The 21,537-nt window shown below is 70.9% G+C and carries 18 protein-coding genes; 16 read left to right on the forward strand and 2 right to left on the reverse strand.

Going from position 1 to position 21,537, the window contains the following annotated elements; genetic code table 11:
• The first annotated feature begins 60 nt into the window (after positions 1 to 60).
• The 4 genes from argF (at position 61) to HMPREF9056_RS01250 (ending at position 6,124) form a co-directional block, all read left to right on the forward strand.
• Positions 61 to 1,089: an ornithine carbamoyltransferase gene (argF, locus tag HMPREF9056_RS01235; protein WP_009402120.1), complete on the forward strand. Its 1,029-nt coding sequence runs from the start codon at positions 61 to 63 to the stop codon at positions 1,087 to 1,089.
• A 106-nt stretch (positions 1,090 to 1,195) separates the two neighbouring features.
• Entirely contained in the window at positions 1,196 to 2,323 is a 1,128-nt protein-coding gene (locus HMPREF9056_RS01240) for an o-succinylbenzoate synthase (RefSeq protein WP_009402122.1), read from the forward strand.
• An 85-nt stretch (positions 2,324 to 2,408) separates the two neighbouring features.
• Complete coding sequence (menD, locus tag HMPREF9056_RS01245) at positions 2,409 to 4,184, forward strand: 2-succinyl-5-enolpyruvyl-6-hydroxy-3-cyclohexene-1-carboxylic-acid synthase (protein WP_009402124.1); 1,776 nt, start codon at positions 2,409 to 2,411, stop codon at positions 4,182 to 4,184.
• Between the two features lie 227 nt (positions 4,185 to 4,411).
• Positions 4,412 to 6,124, forward strand: a complete 1,713-nt coding sequence (locus HMPREF9056_RS01250) for a S1C family serine protease (RefSeq protein WP_009402125.1) — start codon at positions 4,412 to 4,414, stop codon at positions 6,122 to 6,124.
• Here HMPREF9056_RS01250 and HMPREF9056_RS01255 read toward each other — a convergent pair whose 3' ends face one another.
• Both HMPREF9056_RS01255 and HMPREF9056_RS01260 read right to left on the reverse strand, forming a co-directional pair.
• Positions 6,125 to 7,489, reverse strand: a complete 1,365-nt coding sequence (locus HMPREF9056_RS01255; protein WP_009402127.1) for an isochorismate synthase MenF — start codon at positions 7,487 to 7,489, stop codon at positions 6,125 to 6,127.
• Positions 7,486 to 8,214 (reverse strand): demethylmenaquinone methyltransferase, encoded by a 729-nt coding sequence (locus HMPREF9056_RS01260; protein WP_009402129.1) that lies wholly within the window; start codon positions 8,212 to 8,214, stop codon positions 7,486 to 7,488. Before HMPREF9056_RS01260 ends, HMPREF9056_RS01255 begins: the two co-directional genes overlap by 4 nt.
• A gap of 327 nt (positions 8,215 to 8,541) precedes the next feature.
• On the opposite strand from HMPREF9056_RS01260, the gene HMPREF9056_RS01265 reads away from it, so the two are divergent.
• The 12 genes from HMPREF9056_RS01265 (at position 8,542) to nuoK (ending at position 21,526) form a co-directional block, all read left to right on the forward strand.
• Complete coding sequence (locus HMPREF9056_RS01265; protein WP_009402131.1) at positions 8,542 to 9,843, forward strand: geranylgeranyl reductase family protein; 1,302 nt, start codon at positions 8,542 to 8,544, stop codon at positions 9,841 to 9,843.
• On the forward strand, positions 9,840 to 10,199 hold the full coding sequence (ndhC, locus tag HMPREF9056_RS01270) for an NADH-quinone oxidoreductase subunit A (RefSeq protein ID WP_009402133.1): 360 nt from the start codon (positions 9,840 to 9,842) through the stop codon (positions 10,197 to 10,199). Before HMPREF9056_RS01265 ends, ndhC begins: the two co-directional genes overlap by 4 nt.
• Before the next feature lie 62 nt (positions 10,200 to 10,261).
• A complete protein-coding gene (locus HMPREF9056_RS01275) occupies positions 10,262 to 10,876 on the forward strand; it encodes an NADH-quinone oxidoreductase subunit B (protein ID WP_009402135.1) in 615 nt (204 codons plus the stop codon).
• Positions 10,873 to 11,658, forward strand: coding sequence for an NADH-quinone oxidoreductase subunit C (locus tag HMPREF9056_RS01280; protein ID WP_009402138.1), 786 nt, complete (start codon positions 10,873 to 10,875; stop codon positions 11,656 to 11,658). Before HMPREF9056_RS01275 ends, HMPREF9056_RS01280 begins: the two co-directional genes overlap by 4 nt.
• The gene (locus HMPREF9056_RS01285; protein WP_009402139.1) at positions 11,658 to 13,046 is read left to right on the forward strand and encodes an NADH-quinone oxidoreductase subunit D; all 1,389 of its coding nucleotides are present in this window, start codon (positions 11,658 to 11,660) and stop codon (positions 13,044 to 13,046) included. Before HMPREF9056_RS01280 ends, HMPREF9056_RS01285 begins: the two co-directional genes overlap by 1 nt.
• Entirely contained in the window at positions 13,046 to 13,816 is a 771-nt protein-coding gene (gene nuoE, locus HMPREF9056_RS01290) for an NADH-quinone oxidoreductase subunit NuoE (protein ID WP_009402140.1), read from the forward strand. The genes HMPREF9056_RS01285 and nuoE overlap by 1 nt, the downstream gene beginning before the upstream one ends.
• On the forward strand, positions 13,813 to 15,144 hold the full coding sequence (nuoF, locus tag HMPREF9056_RS01295) for an NADH-quinone oxidoreductase subunit NuoF (RefSeq protein WP_009402141.1): 1,332 nt from the start codon (positions 13,813 to 13,815) through the stop codon (positions 15,142 to 15,144). The genes nuoE and nuoF overlap by 4 nt, the downstream gene beginning before the upstream one ends.
• Positions 15,145 to 15,147: 3 nt before the next feature.
• The gene (locus tag HMPREF9056_RS01300; RefSeq protein ID WP_009402142.1) at positions 15,148 to 17,892 is read left to right on the forward strand and encodes an NADH-quinone oxidoreductase subunit G; all 2,745 of its coding nucleotides are present in this window, start codon (positions 15,148 to 15,150) and stop codon (positions 17,890 to 17,892) included.
• A complete protein-coding gene (gene nuoH / locus HMPREF9056_RS01305; protein WP_009402143.1) occupies positions 17,889 to 19,526 on the forward strand; it encodes an NADH-quinone oxidoreductase subunit NuoH in 1,638 nt (545 codons plus the stop codon). The genes HMPREF9056_RS01300 and nuoH overlap by 4 nt, the downstream gene beginning before the upstream one ends.
• A complete protein-coding gene (nuoI, locus tag HMPREF9056_RS01310) occupies positions 19,519 to 20,232 on the forward strand; it encodes an NADH-quinone oxidoreductase subunit NuoI (protein WP_009402144.1) in 714 nt (237 codons plus the stop codon). The genes nuoH and nuoI overlap by 8 nt, the downstream gene beginning before the upstream one ends.
• A complete protein-coding gene (locus HMPREF9056_RS01315; protein WP_009402145.1) occupies positions 20,229 to 21,224 on the forward strand; it encodes an NADH-quinone oxidoreductase subunit J in 996 nt (331 codons plus the stop codon). Before nuoI ends, HMPREF9056_RS01315 begins: the two co-directional genes overlap by 4 nt.
• Positions 21,221 to 21,526, forward strand: coding sequence for an NADH-quinone oxidoreductase subunit NuoK (nuoK, locus tag HMPREF9056_RS01320; RefSeq protein ID WP_009402146.1), 306 nt, complete (start codon positions 21,221 to 21,223; stop codon positions 21,524 to 21,526). Before HMPREF9056_RS01315 ends, nuoK begins: the two co-directional genes overlap by 4 nt.
• Positions 21,527 to 21,537 lie beyond the last annotated feature (11 nt).

Raw genomic sequence — 21,537 nt, forward strand, 5'->3', positions numbered from 1 at the left:
CGGTGTCGGTGTGGGGTGTGCCTTACCATCATCCCGGCTCACCGCACTGAAAGGACCCCTATGACCGCGCTCGCCGCACCCGACTCCACCGTCCTCGCCGGCCTCAAGGGCCGCAGCTTCCTCAAGGAGCTCGACTTCGCGCCCGCAGAGTGGATGGCGCTCATCGAGCTGGCCGCCCAGCTCAAGGCGGCCAAGAAGGCCGGCCAGGAGGAACGCCGCCTGGCGGGCAGGAACATCGCTCTCCTCTTCGAGAAGACCTCGACGCGCACCCGCTGCTCCTTCGAGGTCGGCTCGCACGACCAGGGAGCCCACGTCACCTACCTGGACCCGTCGGGCTCCCAGATGGGCCACAAGGAGTCCGTGGCGGACACCGCCCGGGTTCTGGGGCGCATGTTCGACGGCATCGAGTACCGCGGCGACAAGCAGTCCAAGGTCGAGGAGCTCGCCGCCCTGTCCGGGGTGCCGGTGTGGAACGGCCTGACCGACGAGTGGCACCCCACCCAGATGCTGTGCGACTCCCTGACCATGCTGGAGCACGCCGGCAAGCCCGCCGGCGAGATCTCCTACGCCTACGTCGGCGACGCCCGCTTCAACATGGGCCGCTCGCTGCTGGTCAACGGTGCGCTCCTGGGCGCCGACGTGCGCATCGTGGCCCCCAAGGAGCTGTGGCCCGATGAGGAGTGCGTCGCGGCGGCCCATCAGGTCGCCGAGTCTACCGGCGCCTGTATCACCCTGACCGAGTCGGTCGAGGAGGGTGTCGCCGGCGTCGACTTCGTCCACACCGACATCTGGGTCTCCATGGGCGAGCCCAAGGAGGTCTGGGACGAGCGCATCGCCATGCTGCGCCCCTACCAGGTCAATACCTCGCTCATGGCGATCGCCGGCCCCCAGGCCAAGTTCATGCACTGCCTGCCCGCCTACCACGACCGCAACACGACCGTGGGTGAGGAGATCTTCCAGGCCACCGGTATGGATGGTGTCGAGGTCACCAACGACGTCTTCGAGTCCGAGGCCTCCATCGTCTTCGACCAGGCCGAGAACCGCATGCACACCATCAAGGCAGTCATGGTCGCCACCCTGGGCGACTGACCGGCGAGCCGGACCGGGACGGGGTGGGGCCCTGATCGACGACGTCGGACGGAATCCGTCGGACGTTTGTCGAGGTGGGGCCCGCCACCCTTGTCCCGGTTTCATCATGTTGATTGAAGATCGTGCGTATTCTGTCCCAGTGAGTCCGGACCATCAGCATGCCAGCGGCGAGATCGACATCGCCGCTCTTCATGCGCAGGACTCCACCGGTCTGCTGGACCGGATCGACCGCGCCGTGGTCTGGGACATCCCCCTGACGACGCCGTTTCGCGGTATCACCCGCCGCGACGGTGTCCTGCTCCACGGCCCCGGCGGCTGGGGCGAGGTCGCGCCGTTCTGGGACTACGGGTCGGAGGCCAGCGCGCCCTGGCTCGCATCCGGGCTGTCCCAGGCCCTGGGCAACTCCGTCCTGCCCCGCTACCGCGAGACCATCCCCGTCAATGTGACGGTCCCCGAGATCGGCGCCCAGGAGGCGGCCGAGGTGGTGCGCGCCTCCGGGGCCAGAACCGCCAAGGTCAAGGTCTCCGGCAGCCGAGAGCAGCGCTCCGCCGACCTGGCTCGCCTCGAGGCGGTCCGCTCGACCCTGGGGCGTTCGGGGAAGGTGCGCATCGACGTCAACGGGGCCTGGGACCTGGAAACCGCCCGCGAGAACCTTCCACGGATGGACCGGGCCGCGGGCGGGCTGGAGTACGCCGAGCAGCCCTGCGCCACCGTCTACGACCTGGCCGACCTGCGCCGCGCCGTCGACGTCCCCATCGCCGCGGACGAGTCCATCCGGCTGTCGGCCAACCCGCTGGAGATCGTCCACCGGCGCGCGGCCGACGTCGCTATTCTCAAGATCGCCCCGCTGGGCGGAGTGCACCGGGCCCTGGACATGGCCGAGCGTCTCGGGCTACCGGCGGTCGTCTCCTCCGCCCTGGACACCTCTGTGGGCATCATGGCCGGCGCCACCCTCGCCTTCAGCCTGCCGACCCTCAGCCACGCCTGCGGTCTTGGCACCGCCCGCCTGCTGACCCGGGACGTCGCCGAGCCCAGCGTCCTCCCCAGCAACGGGGCCCTACGCGTCGATGACGCCGCGCCCGTCTCCGAGCGCCTCCTGAACGAGGCCAAGGCGGGCCCCTACCTCACCAAGCACTGGCAGACGCGCCTGCTGCACCTGGCCGGGGCCCTGCACGCCCGCCGCCAGCGCGAGGCCCGCGACCCGAGCCGGGCCGTCGCCGGGCTGCCGCTGTAGAACCCGCTGATCGGTGCGGGAGCCCCGCCGAACTGTGACGAATCGCTGCGGAGCACGGGCCGGACGCTCTCGTATCCTCACCCCTGTGACCGACTCCCCGGAGTGCCCGAAGCTCCCGCCCGCCCTGGCCGACGCCCGCAGCATCGTGGTCGCCCTCCTGGCCGAAGGCGTCAGCGAGGTCGTCCTGTGCCCGGGGTCGCGCAGCGCCCCGCTGGCGGAGGCCCTGGCCGACGCCGCCGATGCCGGGGCACTCGCTCTGCGAGTCGTTCTCGATGAGCGCAGCGCCGGCTTCATCGCACTGGGCGCCGCCCGCGCCCACGCCCTGGCCGGGCGCAGCCGGTGCGCCGCCGTCGTCACCACCTCGGGGACGGCCGTCTCCAACCTCCACCCGGCCGTCAGCGAGGCCGACGCCGCCGGGGTCCCCCTGCTCGTCATCAGTGCCGACCGGCCCCACGAGCTGGTCGGCACCGGCGCCAGCCAGACCACTGAGCAGATCGGTCTTCTCGCCCCGGCCCTGCGCCTGGCCGTCGACCTGCCCGCCGACCTGTCCTGCGACCTTGGCGGTGACGCGGCCCGCGCCGCCATCGCCGGGCAGGTGCGCCGCGCCGTCGCCGCGGCCACCGGGACCCTCAGCCGAGACCCTGGTCCCGCCCAGATCAACGCCCGCTTCCGCCCGCCCCTGGCGGTGAGCGACGCGGCGCCGGCGGCTGTGCCGCTCCCGACGCCGTCGACGGCTCACGTAGTGCCGGGCGCCGAGCCGCTGCAGGTTCCCAGGGGCATCGAGCAGGTCGACCGCAACCGACCGGACGGGGGACGCCCGGGTGTCGTCGTCGCCGGGGATACCGCCCGTCCCGCCGTCGGCGCCCTGGCCAGGACCGTGGCCGAGCTCCTCGACTGGCCGCTTCTGGCCGAGCCCACGTCCCATGCCCGCAGTGGCCCCCAGGCCCTGACCCGCTACGCCGAGCTCCTGGCCACCGGACCGGGACGAGATCTCGTTGAGCAGGCCGGACACCTCATCGTCGTCGGCCACCCCAGCCTCAGCCGATCCGTCACCGCGCTCCTGGGGCGTGATGACCTGGAGATCACCGTCCTGACCGAGCGTGCCCGGTGGACCGACGTCTCCGGGTGCGCCGACCGCGTCATCCCCCTTGACGGCACCGGGCTCGCCCCCGCCGAGGAGGTCGGCTCCCGGGCGGCCCGCCTGATCGCCGGCCTCGGCCTGGTGCGGGCCGACGCCGCCTGGACCGCGGCCTGGCGCCGGGCCGTCGCGGACCTGCCCGAGCCGGAGCATCCCGGCAGTGCCGACGCCGTCGCGAACGCCGCGGTGAGTGCCGTGTGGGAGGCGAGTCTGGCGCCCGACGCCCCCGCCCTGCTGGTCGGCTCCTCGATGACGGTGCGTCGCCTCGACCGCCTCGCCCGTCCCGCGGATGCGGCCCCGAGGGCCACCGCCAACCGCGGCCTGGCGGGAATCGACGGCACCATCGCCACCGGTATCGGACTGTGGATGGCCTCGGGCAGGCCGGTTCGTGCCGTCATGGGAGATCTCGCCTTCCTGCACGACGCCATGTCAATGGGGAGAGGAGTCCGTGAGGCGGAGGCCGACCTTCAGGTTATCGTCGTCGCCGACGGCGGAGGAACGATCTTCTCCCACCTCGAGTATGCCCGCACCACGGCATCCGGTCGGTTCGAACGCCTCTTCGCCGCCCCGCAGTGTGCGAGTATTTCTGCACTGGCCACCGCCCTGGGGGCTCGTGTCGGCATCCCCGAGGATGCCGCGGCCCTTCAGACGCTCCTGGCAGAGCCGGTCGAAGGCCTCAGCGTCGTCGTCTGGGCGGTCGAGGATGCGCACGCTTCACGCTGAGACAACATGAACGACGATAGAGATAGACACCACCGCGCACGATGAGATCCGTAGAGGGCGATCGTCGGCTCACTCCGGGCCCGCGCCCCTCCGTCTCAGCGCGCTGCGACACAACGGTTACACGATCCACAGCAGAGCCTCAGGAAATAGTCGGAAACGGCGCAGAGCCCTGATGTTGTCTACCTGCGGACCTGGACAGGGCACACGGCCCGAGGAGGAACACACAGATGAGCGGATACGACGAGACGAACCCGGAGGCCTACCGGCCCGCTGAGCCCGGACAGGCGGCAGAGGGCAGTCACACCGGTGTCGGCTCCCCGTCCGCGTTGAGCCAGGGCGGATCGGCCGCAGCCGCCTCCGGCAGTGAGCCCCCGAGCGTGCCCCCGCACCAGGCCGGCTATGAGGATCTGTCACAGGCCTACGGCGCCGGCGCCTCCCAGGACGCACCGGCCCTGCCCGGGGCCGCTCCGGCCGTGGCCGGCGGGCGCACGGAGTACACCCAGCAGCTGCCCGCGGGCCAGGCCACGTCGCAGATGCCCGCCGACCAGCCGACGTCGGTCTACGCCGCGTCCCAGCAGCAGGGCCAGTACCCCGCCTACTCCCAGGGGCAGCAGGCGCCCTACAACCAGTCAGCCTCCCAGCAGTCCCACCCGGGCCAGCAGGCCCACCTCGGCTCGCCCTACACGAGCGTTCCGACGACGCCCGGTGGCTACGCGTCGGCCGGCGCCGGGGAGTCCTTCTACGCGACCTCGAACGTCACCGGCAGCGAGAACGGGTCGAAGCGGCGCCGGGGACCGGGATGGTTCGCCCTGGTCGCCTCCGTGGTGGTCGCCTCCCTGCTGGGGGCCGGCGGTGCCGTAGGAGCGATCAAGGCTCTCGACGCCCGGGACGGCGGCGCGTCACAGCGCTCCTCGGCCGCCCCCACCGCGATCGCCACCGGAGACACGACCAAGACCGTCAACAGCGCCGGCCAGGCCCCCGACTGGGAGGCCGTCTCGGCCGCGGTGTCCAACGCCGTCGTGTCCATCGCCATCGCCACGGACAAGGGCACCGCCCTCGGCTCCGGCGTCATCTTCGACAAGGAGGGGCACATCATCACTAACAACCACGTGGTGGCCAGCGCCTCGCAGATCCAGGTGACGCTGGCCGACGGCCGCGTCTACGAGGCCGAGACCACTGGTACCGACCCCGCTACCGACCTGGCGGTCATCCAGCTCAAGGACGCTCCTGACGACCTCACCGTCGCCCAGCTCGGCGACTCCGACAAGCTGACCACCGGCCAGGACGTCATGGCCATCGGTAACCCGCTGGGTCTGTCCTCCACCGTCACCACGGGCATCGTCTCGGCCCTCGACCGCCCGGTCGTCAACGCCCAGGGGGAGGGGGGCGAGGGAGACTCGGGCGGCGGCTCATCGGCCTCGGCGGTGTACACCAACGCGATCCAGATCGATGCCGCCATCAATCCCGGCAACTCCGGCGGCCCCCTGTTCGACGAGAAGGGCCGGGTCATCGGTATCACCAGCTCGATCGCCACGATGGGTAGCTCCAGCTCCGGGGAGGCCGGCTCGGGCAGCATCGGGATCGGCTTCGCCATTCCCGTCAAGCTGGCAGACAAGGTCGCCAAGCAGCTCATCGAGTCGGGGTCGGCCACCCACGCCTACCTGGGGGTCAGCCTCGACACCGACGCCGCTGAGGCCGACGGCGCCAAGCGAGCCGGTGCCAGGATCACCTCGGTTGAGAGCGGCTCGCCCGCCGACAAGGCCGGCCTCAAGAAGGGCGACGTCGTCATCGCCATCGATGGCAAGACCACCTCCCAGGGCTCGGCACTGACCGGCTACGTGCGTCAGTACTCCGCCAACGACAAGGTCAAGCTCGCGGTCATCCGTGACTCCAAGAAGCAGGACATCGATGTGACCCTGGCTGAGCGCAAGGACTCCTGATCAGGGGAGTACGCCCAGCGCGCCCAGCACGGGGCGCATCTTGGCGGTGGTCTCGGCCAGCTCATCGACCGGATCGGAGTCCGGCATGATGCCGCAGCCCCCGAAGACCCGAGCGGGGGCGTGCGGGCCGACGCCGTCGGCGGGCAGCTGGGCGCTGCGCAGCGCGATGCACCACTCGCCCTCGCCGTGCCAGTCGACCCAGCCCACGGGGCCGGCGTAACGCCCCCGGTCCATGGACTCCGCCTCCTCGATGAGGCGCGCGGCCGCCGGCGTCGGTGTCCCGCACACGGCCGCCGTCGGGTGCAGAGCGTCCACCAGTGCCAGGGCGCCGGTGTCCCCGGCGACGACCCCGGTGACGTCACTGGCCAGGTGCAGCACGTTCGGCAGCGTCAGGACGAAGCGCGCCGGGGCCTCCACCACCGAGCACAGCGGCTCCAGCGCCGTGATCGCCGAGGCCCTGGCCAGCTCGTGCTCCCGATTGTTCTTCTCCGATCCCTCCAGCCAGGCCGCTAGGCGGGCTGTGGCCAGCGCGTCCTCACCGGTGCGTCGTCGGGCGGTACCAGCCAGCACCCGGCTCATGAGACGCCGGTCGCGCAGCCGCAGCAGCAGCTCGGGACTGGCTCCCACCATCTGGTCGACAGCGAAGGTCCAGGTGGAGGGGTAGTCGGCGGTCAGGCGCCGCAGTACCGTGCCGGTGGCGACCGGTGCGGATGGGTAGGTCAGGACGTCTCGGGCCAGGACCACCTTGCGGGCCCGCCCCGAGTGCATCCGCTCCTGGACGTCCGCCACCGCTCGGCACCACTGCTCCTCGCTGAGCGCCCCCATCTCGACGGCGGCGCGAGCCTCGTCCGGGTCGCTGCCGCCGTGCGCGTGCTCCTGGCCGAGGGCGGTGCGGGCCCTGGCCACCAGCGTCTTGATGAGCGCCTGGGGATCCGGGTGCTCCGGTTCCGTTCCTTCGGATGCCGCGGACATGACGGTTGTCAGCCAGGCGCCGTCGTCATCGCGCCCGATGAGCACCTCGGGGACCAGGATCACCGAGGCCAGCTCTGAGGCGGGGGAGAAGGTGATCGCGCCCAGGGCGACCGGCCCGGTCCCGGGGCGTACCAGCGCGTCGCGCCACCAGGCCGCGCCGACGACGGACCGCCACGCCGTCCTCAGTGCCTCGATGCGCTCGTCGCCGCGCGCCTCGACCGTCAGGACGCGTCCCAGACCGATGAGCCCGTGCCTCTCGTGGACCCAGGAGCAGACATCGGTGCGGCCCGCCAGCAGGTCAATGAGCTCGAGCCCCTCCAGTGCTCCGTCAGGCAGCTCGTGGGTGCGGAAGGACAGCCGCGGCGGAGCTGCCCGGCAGTGATCGGCCCTCACGACTCGGCTTGCGCGGTCTGCGCGCCGCGAGTTGCCCGGTGGACGGCGACGATTCCGCCGGAGAGGTTCTTATACCCCACGCCTCGCCAACCGGCCTCGTGCATGAGACCGGCCAGCTCCCTCTGGTCCGGCCAGGCCAGGATCGACTCGCCGAGGTAGTCATAGGCCTGCGTGTTCGATGAGACCAGGCGCGCCGCGGCCGGCAGGGCGCTGCCCAGGTAGAAGCGGTACATGCGACGGAATACTCGCGAGACCGGGGTGGAGAACTCCGCGATGACGATCCGTCCGCCCGGGACCGTCACCCGGTGCATCTCCGCCAGCGCCCGCGCCGTGTCCTGCACGTTGCGCAGCCCGTAGGAGATGGTGACGACGTCGAAGGTCTCATCGGCGAAGGGCAGGGAGGTCGCATCCCCTGCCACGAAGGCGATCTCGGGGTGGCGGCGCTTGCCCTCGGCCACCATACCGGTGGAGAAGTCGCAGGCCACGACCTCAGCGCCGTCGGCGGCGTACTCCACCGAGGAGGTGCCGGTTCCCGCAGCCAGGTCCAGGACACGCATTCCCGGTCCGGCGGCCACGGCCGCGCGCGTCACCCGGCGCCACATGTGCACCTGGAACAGGCTCATGACGTCGTTGGACAGGTCGTACCGGCGTGCGACGGCGTCGAACATCCCGGCGACCTCGCGCGGGTCCTTGGTGAGGGTGGCTCGAAGAGGCGATCGGCTCATAGGAGCATCATCGCAAATCCTGACCGAGGCGCCTCGAGCCGCCTAGGACCCAGGTCCCGTCCGACGACGTTGAAATTCGTCACTCACTTGCAGCGTAATTCTGGAGCGGCTCGCCCTCCGGCCTCTGCGGGACCTTGCTCCCGCATTGCCGCCACAGCAACGAAAACCTCTGATGTGCACCATCTGGGGCGGTCTCGTTCAAGAGGTGTGCGCCCCCTGGGTACAGTCGGCGCAGGCTCCGTCGAGCGCGGGGCCTGCATTACGGTGCCAACTGTGATGCCTACGACAACACCTGCCGTACCAGATGCACCGAGGAGGGGAGCCCGAGTGACTCAGGCAGCTGCCCAGTCCAGCGCCTCCGCCACGGCCGACGTCATCGTCGTCGGCGCCGGTCCCGCCGGTTCCTCAGCAGCCTTCCACATGGCCACCCTCGGCCTCGACGTCATCCTCCTGGAGAAGCAGGAACTCGGCCGCGACAAGGTATGCGGCGACGGCCTGACGCCCTCGGCCGTGCGCGAGCTCGTCTCCATGGGCGTGGACACCTCCGGCTGGCAGCGCAACCGCGGACTGCGCGTCATCGGCGGCGGCCATCTCCTCCACTTCCCCTGGCCCGAGCAGGCCTCCTTCCCCTCCTACGGGATGGCCCGTCCCCGCGCCCTGCTCGACCGGGACCTGGCCGAGCACGCCGCCGCGGCCGGCGCTCGCCTGCTCACCGGCGTCACCGTCACCGGCCCCGTCACCTCACCCGCCGGTCGGGTCACCGGCGTCGAGGCCCGCCCTACCAACCGGGTCGCCTTCCCCGGCATCGAGGGCCCCACCACCTTCACCGCCCCCCTGGTCATCGACGCAGGAGGGGTCTCGGCCCGCCTGGCCACCGCCGTCGGACGCACCAAGAACGAGCGCCGCCCCATGGGAGTGGCCGTGCGCGCCTACTTCCGCTCGCCGCGCGCCAAGGACGCCTGGATGGAGTCGCGCCTCGAGCTGTGGGACGGCAAGCCCGGCAAGTCCGACCTCCTGCCCGGCTACGGGTGGATCTGGTCTGTGGGGGAGGGGCTGGTCAACGTCGGGCTCGGCTCGGTGTCGTCGCGCGCCTCGGCCACCGCCATCGACTACCGGGCCGTGTTCAACCGCTGGATGGACAATGTCCCGGCCTCCTGGGGCTTCACCAAGGAGAACCAGGTCGGCGGCCTGGTCAGCTCCGCCCTGCCCATGGCCTTCAACCGCAAGCCCCACTACGCCGAGGGCCTCATGCTGCTCGGCGACGCCGGCGGCATGGTCTCGCCCTTCAACGGCGAGGGCATCGCCCAGGCCCTCATGTCCGGTCGCCTGGCCGCCCAGGCCGCCGCCCAGGCCGCCGCCCGCTCCACGACGTCGGGCCGTGAGCAGGTCCTGGCCCAGTACCCCAAGGCCCTCAGCGCTGAGATGGGTGGCTACTACACGCTCGGACGCGTCTTCGTCGCCCTCATCGAGCACCCCGAGGTCATGCGCCTGTGCACCCGCTACGGGCTGCCCCGCAAGCGCCTCATGAGGCTCGTCACCAAGCTCCTGTCCGACGGGTGGGAGCGCCGCGGCGGCGACGGAATCGACCACTTCATCCAGCTCCTGACAAGGATGGTGCCGGAAGCATGAACCCCTACGCCTCCCTGCTCATCATGGCCGCCCTGGCCCTCGTGGTCGCCATCGGCGGCCTGGCGCTGAGCGCCATCGTCAGCCCCGCCCGGCGCAACCGGGTCAAGGTCGCCAACTACGAGTGCGGCATCGACCCCACTCCGGCCAACACCGAGCACGGGCGCTTTCCCGTCTCCTTCTACCTGGTGGGCATGACCTTCATCATCTTCGACGTCGAGGTGGTCTTCCTCTACCCCTGGGCCACCGCCTTCGGACGCCTGGGGTTCTTCGGGCTGGGGGCCGCCGTCCTGTTCATCGGCCTCATCACCGTGCCCTACGTGCTCGAGTGGCGCCGCGGCGGGCTGGACTGGGACTGAGGCGGCCCTGACCGGCGAGAACCGGCCGCGATGATCTTAAGGAGAACACAGCAGTGAAGAGCATGAAAAAGCACAACGCCTTCATGGCGTCCATCCCGTCCAAGCGCAACGACCCCTACGCAGCCGCTGCCGCCGAGGTGGACAGCCCCGGCTTCCTGCTGACCACCGTCGAGAGGCTCGCGGGCCTGGCCCAGGCCCGCTCCATGTGGCCCGTCACCATGGGCCTGGCCTGCTGCGCCATCGAGATGATGGCCGCCGGCACCCCCCGCTTCGACATGGCCCGCTTCGGCTGGGAGGTCTTCCGCGCCTCCCCGCGCCACGCCGACGTCATGATCGTCTCAGGCCGCGTCTCCCACAAGATGGCGCCGATCGTGCGCAACGTCTACGACTCCATGCCCGAGCCCAAGTGGGTCATCTCCATGGGCGCCTGCGCCTCCTCGGGCGGTATCTTCAACAACTACGCCGTCGTCCAGGGCTGCGACCACATCGTCCCGGTGGACATCTACCTGCCCGGCTGCCCGCCCCGCCCCGAGATGCTCCTCAACGCCATGCTCGAGCTCACCCGCCAGATCGAGAAGAAGCCGCTGTTCAAGCACCGCGAGGAGATCGCCCGCGCCGTTGAGGCCGCCGCCCTGTCCGCCACCCCCACCCATGAGATGAAGGGCCAGCTGGCATGAGTGAGAAGAACGCTCCGGCGAACGGCTCCGGCTCGGACGCCCTGCCCGAGATCCCAGAGGTCTCGGCGGTTCCCGACGTGCCCGAGGTCGCCGGCACCCCCGTGCGCCCCGAGCTGCGCCTGGAGGTCATCGCCGCCCCCACCGGCCAGTTCGGCGCCTCCGATGCCGGCGACACCACCGGCTACGGCGAGCACCGCGGCATCGTCACCCTGGCCCCCGCCGCCGCGCGCCCCTACGGCAGCTGGTTCGACGGCGTCGTCGACGCCCTCATCGAGGACCTCCAGGACGCCGGCGTCGACCCGGCCGCCGCCATCGAGAAGGTCGTCATCGAGCACGATGAGCTCACCCTGTTCATCGCCCGCGAGCACCTGCTCGACGTCGTGCGCCCCCTGCGCGACGACCAGGACCTGCGCTTCGAGTTGTGCCTGGGCGTCAGCGGCGTCCACTACCCCCAGCTGGCCGGCCGTGAGCTGCACGCCTGCATCGAGCTCATGAGCCTGACCCACGGCGGGCGCCAGCTGCGCCTCCAGGTCGCCTGCCCCGAGACCGACCCGCACGTGCCCTCCATCGTCTCGGTCTACCCCGGCAACGACTGGCACGAGCGCGAGACCTGGGACCTCATGGGCATCGTCTTCGACGGCCACCCCCACCTGACCCGCACCGCCATGCCCGACGACTGGGTGGGCCACCCCCAGCGCAAGGACTACCCACTGGGCGGCATCCCCGTCGAGTACAAGGGCGCCCAGACCCCGCCCGCCGACACCCGGAGGTCCTACCGCTGATGAGCACCACAAGCACCTTCCGCGCCTCCGGCCCCGCCACGGACGAGTTGTCCGCCGGCGCCGAGCAGTTCACCGTCAGCGGTGGGGACTGGGACGACGTCGTCGCCCAGATCGCCGAGCGCGACGAGGCCGACCGCCTGCGCAACGACCGCATCGTGCTCAACATGGGCCCGGTCCACCCCTCCACCCACGGGGTGCTGCGCCTGGTCCTGGAGGCCGACGGCGAGGTCGTCACCGAGGTCCGTGTCGGTACCGGCTACCTGCACACCGGTATCGAGAAGAACATGGAGTACCGCACCTGGGTCCAGGGCGAGACCTTCGTGACCCGCATGGACTACGTGGCCCCCTTCTTCCAGGAGGTCGGCTACGCACTCGCCGTCGAGAGGCTCCTGGGCATCACCGACGACGTCCCCGAGAAGGCCACCGTCACCCGTGTGCTGCTCATGGAGCTCAACCGCATCGCCTCCCACGTCGTGGCCGTGGGCACCGGGGGAAACGAGATGGGCGGCACAACGCTCATGACCATCGCCTTCCGCTGCCGCGAGAACATCCTCAAGGCCTTCGAGATGGTCTCCGGGCTGCGCATGAACCACGCCTACGTCCGCCCCGGGGGCCTGGCCCAGGACATCCCCGAGGGCTTCACCGAGTTCGTGCGCTCGGTGATGCCCGACATCAAGCAGGACATCCACGAGCTCGAGCTGCTGCTCCTGGAGAACCCGATCCTTAAGTCCCGCTTCATCGGTGTGGGCGAGATCAGCCTGGCCGGCGGGCTCGCCCTGGGCCTGACCGGGCCGTGCCTGCGGGCGGCCGGCTACCCCCTGGACCTGCGGCGTTCCAACCCCTACTGCGGCTACGAGACCTACGACTTCCGGGTCCCCACCTACAAGGTCTCCGACTGCTACAACCGCCTGCGGATCCGGCTGGACGAGTCCTACGAGTCCCTCAAGATCGTCTCCCAGTGCCTGGACCGCCTCGACGAGATCTCCGCCCGTGGCGAGGACCCCTCCAACACCACGATGGTGGCCGACCCGACTGTTGCCTGGCCCGCCCGCATGGCCATCGCCACCGACGGCCAGGGCCAGTCCCTCGAGCACGTGCGCGAGATCATGGGCTCGTCCATGGAGTCCCTCATCCACCACTTCAAGCTGGTGACCCAGGGCTTCCGGGTCCCGGCCGGGCAGGTCTACCAGACCGTCGAGCACGCCAAGGGGGTGCTGGGCATCCACGCCGTCTCCGACGGCGGTACCCGCCCCTACCGGGTCCACTTCCGCGACCCCTCCTTCTCCAACCTGCAGTCGCTGGCCCTGATGGGCGAGGGCGGCATGATCGCCGACCTCGTGCCCACCCTGGCCTCCATCGACCCCGTCCTGGGAGGCGTGGACCGCTGATGAGCACCACCGAGAACGCAGTCAATCCCGCCGTCGAGACCATCGCCACCGTCAGCGCGGTCGGCCCGGTGGGCACCGTCGCGGCGGCCGCCGTCGCCGCCGGCTACAGCCCCGACGTCGCCCAGGGCCTCCAGGTCGACATCGAGCGAATCATCGCCCGCTACCCGGCGGGCAAGGAGCGCAGCGCCCTCATCCCGATGCTCCACCTCTTCCAGTCCGTGGACGGCTACGTCTCGCCGGCCGGCATCGCCCTGTGCGCCGCCCGGCTGGGCCTGGAGCGCGCCGAGGTCAGCGCCGTGGCCACCTTCTACAGCCAGTTCCGCCGCCACCCGGCCGGCACCTACCACGTGGGCGTGTGCACCAACGCCCTGTGCGCCGTCATGGGCGGGGACGAGATCTGGTCGGCCGTCACCGAGCACACAGGCCTGGGCGCCGAGGAGACCAGCGAGGACGGCACCATCAGCCTCGAGCGCATCGAGTGCAACGCCGCCTGCGACTACGCCCCCGTCGTCATGGTCAACTGGGAGTTCTTCGACAATCAGACCCCCGACTCCGCCGTCGCCATGATCAAGGCCCTCGAGCGCGGCGAGGACGTGGCCCCCACCCGCGGCCCCGAGACCGTGCCCACCTTCCGTGAGAACGAGCGCCTGCTCGCCGGATTCGAGGACGGCCGCACCGACGAGGGCCGCGGCCCCGGCGAGCCGACCCTGCGGGGCCTGCGCATCGCCCGCGAGCAGGGCTGGACCGCGCCGAAGGAGGAGACCAAGTGAGCGCCACCGCCACCTACACCGCGCCGGGCACCCTCACCCCGGTCCTGAGCGACCTGTGGGACCAGGAGCGCTCCTGGACCCTGCAGGCCTACCTCGACCACGGCGGCTACGAGGGCCTGAAGAAGGCCAAGACCCTCAGCAGTGAGGACCTCATCACCCTCATCAAGGACTCCGGCCTGCGCGGACGCGGCGGCGCCGGGTTCCCCACGGGGCTCAAGTGGTCCTTCCTGCCCCCGGTCGACGGTGGCCCGCGCTACCTCGTGGTCAACGCCGACGAGTCCGAGCCGGGCACCTGCAAGGACATCCCCACGATCATGTCCAACCCCCAGGCGCTCATCGAGGGCATCGCCATCACCTCGCGCGCCATCGGTGGCGACCACGCCTTCGTCTACCTGCGCGGCGAGGTCCCCCATGTCTACCGCCGCCTGCTCGGCGCCGTGCGCGAGGCCACCGAGTCCGGCCTGCTGGACACCGGCTTCGGGCTCGACGGCCAGCAGCGCCTGCGCATCACGGCCCACGCCGGCGCCGGGGCCTACATCTGCGGTGAGGAGACCGCCCTGCTGGACTCCCTGGAGGGACGTCGTGGCCACCCCCGCCTCAAGCCGCCCTTCCCCGCCGTCGCCGGCCTCTACGCCCGGCCCACGGTGGTCAACAACGTCGAGACCATCGCCTCGGTCCCGGCGATCCTGGCCAGAGGCGCCCAGTGGTACTCCACCATGGGCACCGAGAAGTCCAAGGGCCACGGCATCTTCTCCGTATCCGGGCACGTGGCCCGCCCCGGCCAGTACGAGGCCCCCTTCGGCATCACGATGCGCGAGCTCATCGAGCTCTCCGGTGGCATCCGCCCTGGTCACGAGCTGAAGTTCTGGGTGCCGGGAGGCTCCTCGACGCCGATCTTCGGCCCCGACGAGCTCGACGTCCCCCTGGACTACGAGTCCGTGGCCGAGGCCGGCTCCATGCTGGGGACCCGCGCCCTGCAGGTCTTCGACGAGACCGTCTCGGTGGTGCGCGTGGTGACCCGCTGGACCGAGTTCTACCAGCACGAGTCCTGCGGCAAGTGCACCCCCTGCCGCGAGGGCACCTACTGGATGCGCCAGATCATGCTGCGACTGGAGGCCGGACGCGGACTGCCCGGCGACGTCGAGAAGCTCGAGTCCATCGCCTCCAACATTGCCGGGCGCTCCTTCTGCGCACTGGGCGACGCCTCCGCCACTCCGGTCCTGACCGGCATCAAGCGGTTCCGCGAGGAGTTCGAGGCCGGCTACACCGCCGCGGCCTGCGAGCTCTTCCCCTATGCCGCCTCCTCCGTCTTCGAAAGCGCACGGTGAGCCATGACTGCTGAGACGACCACCAAGAGCTCCACGCCCGCGGCGCCTCCGGCCCCCGAGATGGTCCACATGACCATCGACGGGCTTCCCGTCGAGGTCGAGAAGGGAACCCTCCTCATCCGCGCCGCCGAGCAGGTCGGCGTGCGCATCCCGCGCTTCTGCGACCACCCGCTGCTCGCGCCGTCGGCCAACTGCCGCCAGTGCCTGGTGGAGGTGGCCATGCCCGGGCGCGACGGCGTCGTACGGCCCATGCCCAAGCCCCAGCCCTCCTGCGCCATGACCGCCATGGAGGGCATGGAGATCTCCACCCAGGCCACCAGCGAGGTCGCCGCCAAGGCCCAGGCCGGGACCATGGAGTTCCTCCTCATCAACCACCCGCTGGACTGTCCCGTGTGCGACAAGGGCGGCGAGTGCCCCCTGCAGAACCAGGCCCTGGAGCTCATGGCCTCCGGCGCCCAGTCCGCCACCCGCTTCACCGACGTCAAGCGCACCTTCCCCAAGCCGCTGCGCCTGACCAGCAACATCCTGCTGGACCGTGACCGCTGCATCCTGTGCCAGCGCTGCGTGCGCTTCGCCGACCAGATCCCCGGTGACCCCTTCATCGCCCTCCAGGGCCGCGGCGGCGGGCACCCCTCCTTCGACATGGACGGCGACCCCGAGCACGCCGGCGGCCTGTACTCCGAGCAGATCGGGCGCTTCGACGCCCGGGTCCTGGACTTCTCCACCGGCTCGGCCGAGCAGTCCATTGACGCCGACCTTCAGACCATCCGTGGTGTGCCCTCGCTGAGCGCCCTGGGCGACCTGACCGGCCCCGGCGGTGAGCCCGGTGCCTCCGACGGCACCGACTACGGCCCCGACCTGGGTGCCGGACGTGAGGACCTGGACGCTTCCGGGCGGCCCTTCGCCTCCTACTTCTCGGGCAACATCATCCAGATCTGCCCCGTGGGCGCCCTGACCTCGGCGAGGTACCGCTTCCGGGCCCGCCCCATGGACCTGGTCTCCACCGACTCCGTCACCGAGCATGACGCCTCGGGCTCGGCCATTCGTGTCGACATGCGCCGCGGCGTCGTCCTGCGCCACCTGGCCGGCAACGACCCCGAGGTCAACGAGGAGTGGATCACCGACAAGGACCGCTTCGCCTTCACCTGGTCCTCCCAGCCCGACCGTCTCACCGTGCCGCTCGTGCGCGACGAGGAGACCGGTGAGCTCGTCACCACCTCCTGGTCCGACGCCCTGGACGTGGCCGCCCAGGGGCTGGCCCGCGCCGCCTCCGACGGCGGAGTGGGGCTCCTGCCCGGCGGCCGTCTCACCCTGGAGGACGCCTGGGCCTGGTCCCGCTTCGCCCGTACCGTGCTGGGCACCAACGACATCGATCAGCGCGTGCGCGCCCACAGCCTGGAGGAGGACACCTTCCTGGCCGCCCGGGTGGCCGGTACCGGGCTGGGTGCCGTCACCTACCGTCACCTAGAGAGGGCCGGCCAGGTCCTGCTCCTGGGCCTGGAGCCCGAGGACGAGTGCGGATCCCTGTTCCTGCGCCTGCGTAAGGGCGTGCGCGCCGGCGGTGTCAAGGTGGCCACCGTGACCACCTGCCTGAGCGCCGGCAGCCGCAAGCTCTCCGCCCAGGCCATCCTCACCCCGCCCGGTGAGGAGGCCCGCGTCGTCGCCCACCTCAGCCAGACCCACCCCGACCTCGTCGAGGCCCTGCGCGCAGACGGCGCCACCATCCTCGTCGGCGAGCGCGCCGCCTGCGTGCCCGGCCTGCTGAGCGTCGCCGACGCTTTGGCCACCGCCACCGGTGCCCACCTGGTCTGGGTTCCACGCCGCAGCGGTGAGCGCGGCGGCGTCGAGGCTGGCCTCCTGCCCGGCCTGCTGCCCGGCGGACGCCCCGTGGCCGACCCCGAGGCCCGCGCCGAGGTCGAGCGGGCCTGGGGCATGGGCTCCGAGCACCTCCTGCCCACGTCGCTGGGCCGCGACACCACCGGGATCCTCTCCTCCCTCTTGGACGGGACGCTCGCCGGTGCCGTCGTCGGCGGCGTCGACCTGCGCGACTTCCCCGACCCGGGCCTGGCCCGTGCGGCCCTGGCCGCCAGCGGCTTCACCGTCCAGCTCGAGGTGCGTCGCAGCGAGGTCAGCGAGCATGCTGACGTCGTCCTGCCCGTCGCCCCGGCCGTGGAGAAGAACGGAACCTTCGTCAACTGGGAGGGGCGGGTGCGGCCCTTCGGCCAGGCCCACGTCTCACGCGCCCGCACCGACCGCCAGGTCCTGGGGATGCTCGCCGACGAGATGGGGGCCGACCTCCAGGTCGACGACCTGGTCGTGCTGCACGAGCAGCTCGCCGACCTGGGCCTGTGGCGCGGGCAGCGCATGCCGGTCGCCTTCGGTCGCGCCCCGGTGACCGGCGCCGAGGCGTCCGTCGGCGGCGGCGTGGAGGCGCGTCTGACCACTCACAAGCCCATGCTCGACGCCGGACGCCTCCAGGACGGCGAGCCCTTCCTGGCCGCCACCGCCCTGCGTCCCATCGCCCGGGTGGGCACCGACCTCGCCCAGCGCCTGTCGCTGCGCGGCGGTGAGGAGGTGACCGTGTCGACCGCCACCGGATCGATCACCCTGCCGGCCGTCGTCGGCGGCGTCAGCGATGGAACTGTGTGGCTGCCCGAGTGCTCGGCCGGATCCACTGTCCACCAAACCCTGGGCGCCGGGCACGGCTCCCAGGTCACCCTGACCCATGCAGCGGAGGTACTGAGGTGAACCCGATCTACGCGGCTCAGGCGGCCGCCGCCGACGACGCCGTCTCCAACGGGGGCGTGGTCGCCGACTTCTCCGCCGAGACCTGGTGGCTGACCCTCATCAAGGCCGTCTTCATCGTCGCCTTCCTCATCGTCAGCGTCATGATGGCGCTGTGGGTGGAGCGGCGCGGTCTGGCCCGCATGCAGACCCGCCTGGGCCCCAACGTCAACGGACCGCTCGGCCTGCTGCAGGCGGTCGCCGACGCCGGCAAGCTCATCATGAAGGAGGACTTCTGGCTCAAGGGGGCCGAGAAGGTCATCTACCTCCTGGCGCCGCTCATCGCCGCCTTCAGCGCCTTCATGGTCTACGCGGTCATCCCCTTCGGGCCGCAGGTGAGCATCTTCGGCCACTCCACGCCTCTGCAGCTGACCGACTTCCCGGTGGCGGTCCTCTACATCCTGGCCATCACCGCCTTCGGCGTCTACGGCATCATCCTGGGCGGTTGGTCCACCCACTCCACCTACCCGCTCTTCGGCGCCGTGCGCAGCGCCGCGCAGGTCATCTCCTACGAGCTGAGCATGAGCCTGTCCATCCTCACGGTCTTCCTGGCCTCGGGGACGATGTCCACCTCCGGGATCGTCGGTGCCCAGCAGCGCATCTGGTGGGCCGTGGCGATGCTGCCCAGCTTCATCATCTACGTCATCTCCATGGTCGGTGAGGTCAACCGCCTCCCCTTCGACCTGCCCGAGGCCGAGGGCGAGCTCGTCGCCGGCCATATGGTCGAGTACTCCTCGATGAAGTTCGCCTGGTACTTCCTGGCCGAGTACATCAACATGTTCAACGTCTCGGCCGTCTGCGTCACCCTGTTCCTGGGTGGCTGGCGCTCCACCGTCCTCAGCCTGTTCTGGGAGGGCGCCAACTCCGGGTGGTGGCCGATGCTGTGGTTCATCGGCAAGGTCTGGGCCGTCATGTTCTTCATGATCTGGACCCGAGGCACCCTGGTGCGCATCCGCTACGACCACTTCATGAAGCTGGGCTGGAAGGTCCTCATCCCGGTCTCCCTGGTGTGGTTCGTGCTGGTCGCGGTGGTGCGCGCCTTCCGTACCTTCTCCGGCGCCTCCGCGCAGGCCCTGCTGCTGCCGATGGCCGTCGTCTTCTGCATCATCATGCTCATCCTCTTCCTCATGCCCGACAAGGAGGACGAGGAGGAGCTCTACGACTATGACGATGACGAGTACGGCGAGGCCGATGACGACGTCGAGATCATGAGTGCCGACGACGACCACATCGCCTTCCTCGAGGGCTTCCCCGTCCCGCCGCTGCCGGGGGAGTCCCTGCCGCCCTCGCCGCGCGCCCGCCGCGCCGCGTTGGCCTCCGACGCCGACGGCGCGGAGGACGCCGAGGGCGGGGCGGTCACCGCCGTCGGCGTCCTGGATGACGTCGACCGCGAGGATGACGATGCCGACGACGTCGTCGAGTCGGCCGCCTCAGCCGGCTCGCCCGAGTCCGCCTCCCCGAACCGTTCCGGCTCGGACTCGGCCACCGCCCTGCCCACCTTCACCCTTGGCCTCAAGGCCGACTCGGCCAGTGACACAGCCACAGACAAGGCCACCGACGAGGCCGCTGAGGTACCCCAGGAGGGAAAAGATGACTGATCGCCGCCCCAACCGCTCCCGGGGCTCCCAGCACGACGACTGGCTGCGCGACGCCCCCTCCGCCGTGGCCCGGGCCTTCGCGCCCGTGGCCGGATACGGGGTCACCATCTCCTCGATGTTCCGCCCAGTGGTCACCGAGCAGTACCCCTTCGAGCCGCCCCAGGTGATGCCCCGCTACCACGGGCGCCACCAGCTCAACCGCTACGACGACGGCCTGGAGAAGTGCATCGGCTGCGAGCTGTGCGCCTGGGCCTGCCCCGCCGACGCGATCTACGTCGAGGCCGCCTCCAACGAGCCCGGCGCCCAGTACTCGCCCGGCGAGCGCTACGGGCGCGTCTACCAGATCAACTACCTGCGCTGCATCTTCTGCGGCATGTGCATCGAGGCCTGCCCCACCCGGGCCCTGACCATGTCCACCGACTTCGACGAGCTCGTCGGCCCCGGCCGCGAGGGCCTCATCTACGAGAAGGAGGACCTCCTGGCCCCTGTGCCCGACGGCGCCGTCGGCGCCCCCCACCCCATGGTCGAGGACACCGAGGACGGCGACTACTACCGCGGGCGGGTCACCGGCTCCACCCAGGCCCAGATCGACTGGGTGCGCGCCCACCGGCCCGACGACCCCAGCCTGTCCGGCGCCCGTGCCAAGGCGGCCCCGACCGCCTCCGGCTGGAGCAGCCGGCAGACCGTGAAGGGAGCCGTGCGATGAGCGTCCTCCTGCTGCCCGGCGCGGTCTCCGCCGCTCCCGCGGTTCCCACCGCCCTGACCTCGGACGGCCGTCTGGGGCTGGGCGAGGCCATCGTGTTCGGCGTCGTCGCCCTGGTCACCGTGGCCTGCGGCATCGGCGTCCTGACCGCCAAGCGGGCCGTCACCGCCGCCATCAACATGATCGGCATCATGATCTCGCTGGCCGTCCTCTACATCGTCAACGAGTCGCCCTTCATGGGGATCACCCAGGTCGTCGTGTACACCGGTGCCGTGATGACCCTCGTGCTGTTCGTCATCATGCTCGTGGGCGTCGGAGGCGACGAGCCGGTGGGCGCAGCCGGCTCGGTCATGAGACGCCCGGTCCTCATCCTCCTGGGCCTGGGACTGGCCGGGTTCCTGGCCGCCGTCGTGTGGCGCGCCGCCCTGCCGACGCCGGCCGGGCTCAAGGACGGTGCCAAGGCCGCCCCCGACCTGCTGGCCGTCACGCTCTACAACGACCACGTCGTCACCATGGAGCTGACCGCCATCCTGCTCATCGTCGCCGCCGTCGGCGCCCTGACCCTCACCCATCGCCAGCGCATCCGGGCCCGGCTCAGCCAGCGCCGCGTGGCCGCGAACAAGATGCAGGACTACGCCTCCAAGGGCGCCCACCCCGGCCAGAAGCCGATGCCCGGCGTCTACGCCTCCACCAACTCCGCCGCCGCCCCGGCCCTCGGCGCCGACGGCGAGGCCGTCGAGGAATCCGTTCCCCGGGTCCTGCGGGCCCGCGGCCAGGGCCTGGATCTGTCCGACGTCTCCCCGGAGATGGGACTGGCCCAGCGCTCCGGGACGATCGTCTCCCGCCAGGACAGCGTAGGTGGCGTCGGCGCGATCGGCTCCCGGGACACCGGTCGCTCCGGCATGCCGGCCATGCCCGGCGCCGCCGCCCCCGTCGTCAAGCAGCCCGTCCGCAGCACCGACGACGCAGCCCCTGAGCAGAAGGAGGAGAAGTGAGTCTCCCCATCACCGTCTACATCATCCTGGCCGGGGTGCTGTTCACCCTGGGGGCGCTCACGGTGCTGCTGCGCCGCAACGCCATCATCGAGCTCATGGGCGTTGAGCTCATGCTCAACGCCGTCAACCTCGTCCTGGTGACCTCCTCCCGGATCCACGGCAACCTCACCGGCCAGGTCTTCGCCTTCTTCGTCATGGTGGTGGCCGCCGCCGAGGTCGTGGTGGGGCTGAGCATCGTCGTATCCATCTTCCGCACCCGCAGGTCCACGTCGGTCGACGACGAGAACCTGCTCAAGAACTGAGGGGAGAGGCC

The organism is Actinomyces sp. oral taxon 170 str. F0386 (genome assembly GCF_000195595.1).
GTDB lineage: Bacteria > Actinomycetota > Actinomycetes > Actinomycetales > Actinomycetaceae > Actinomyces.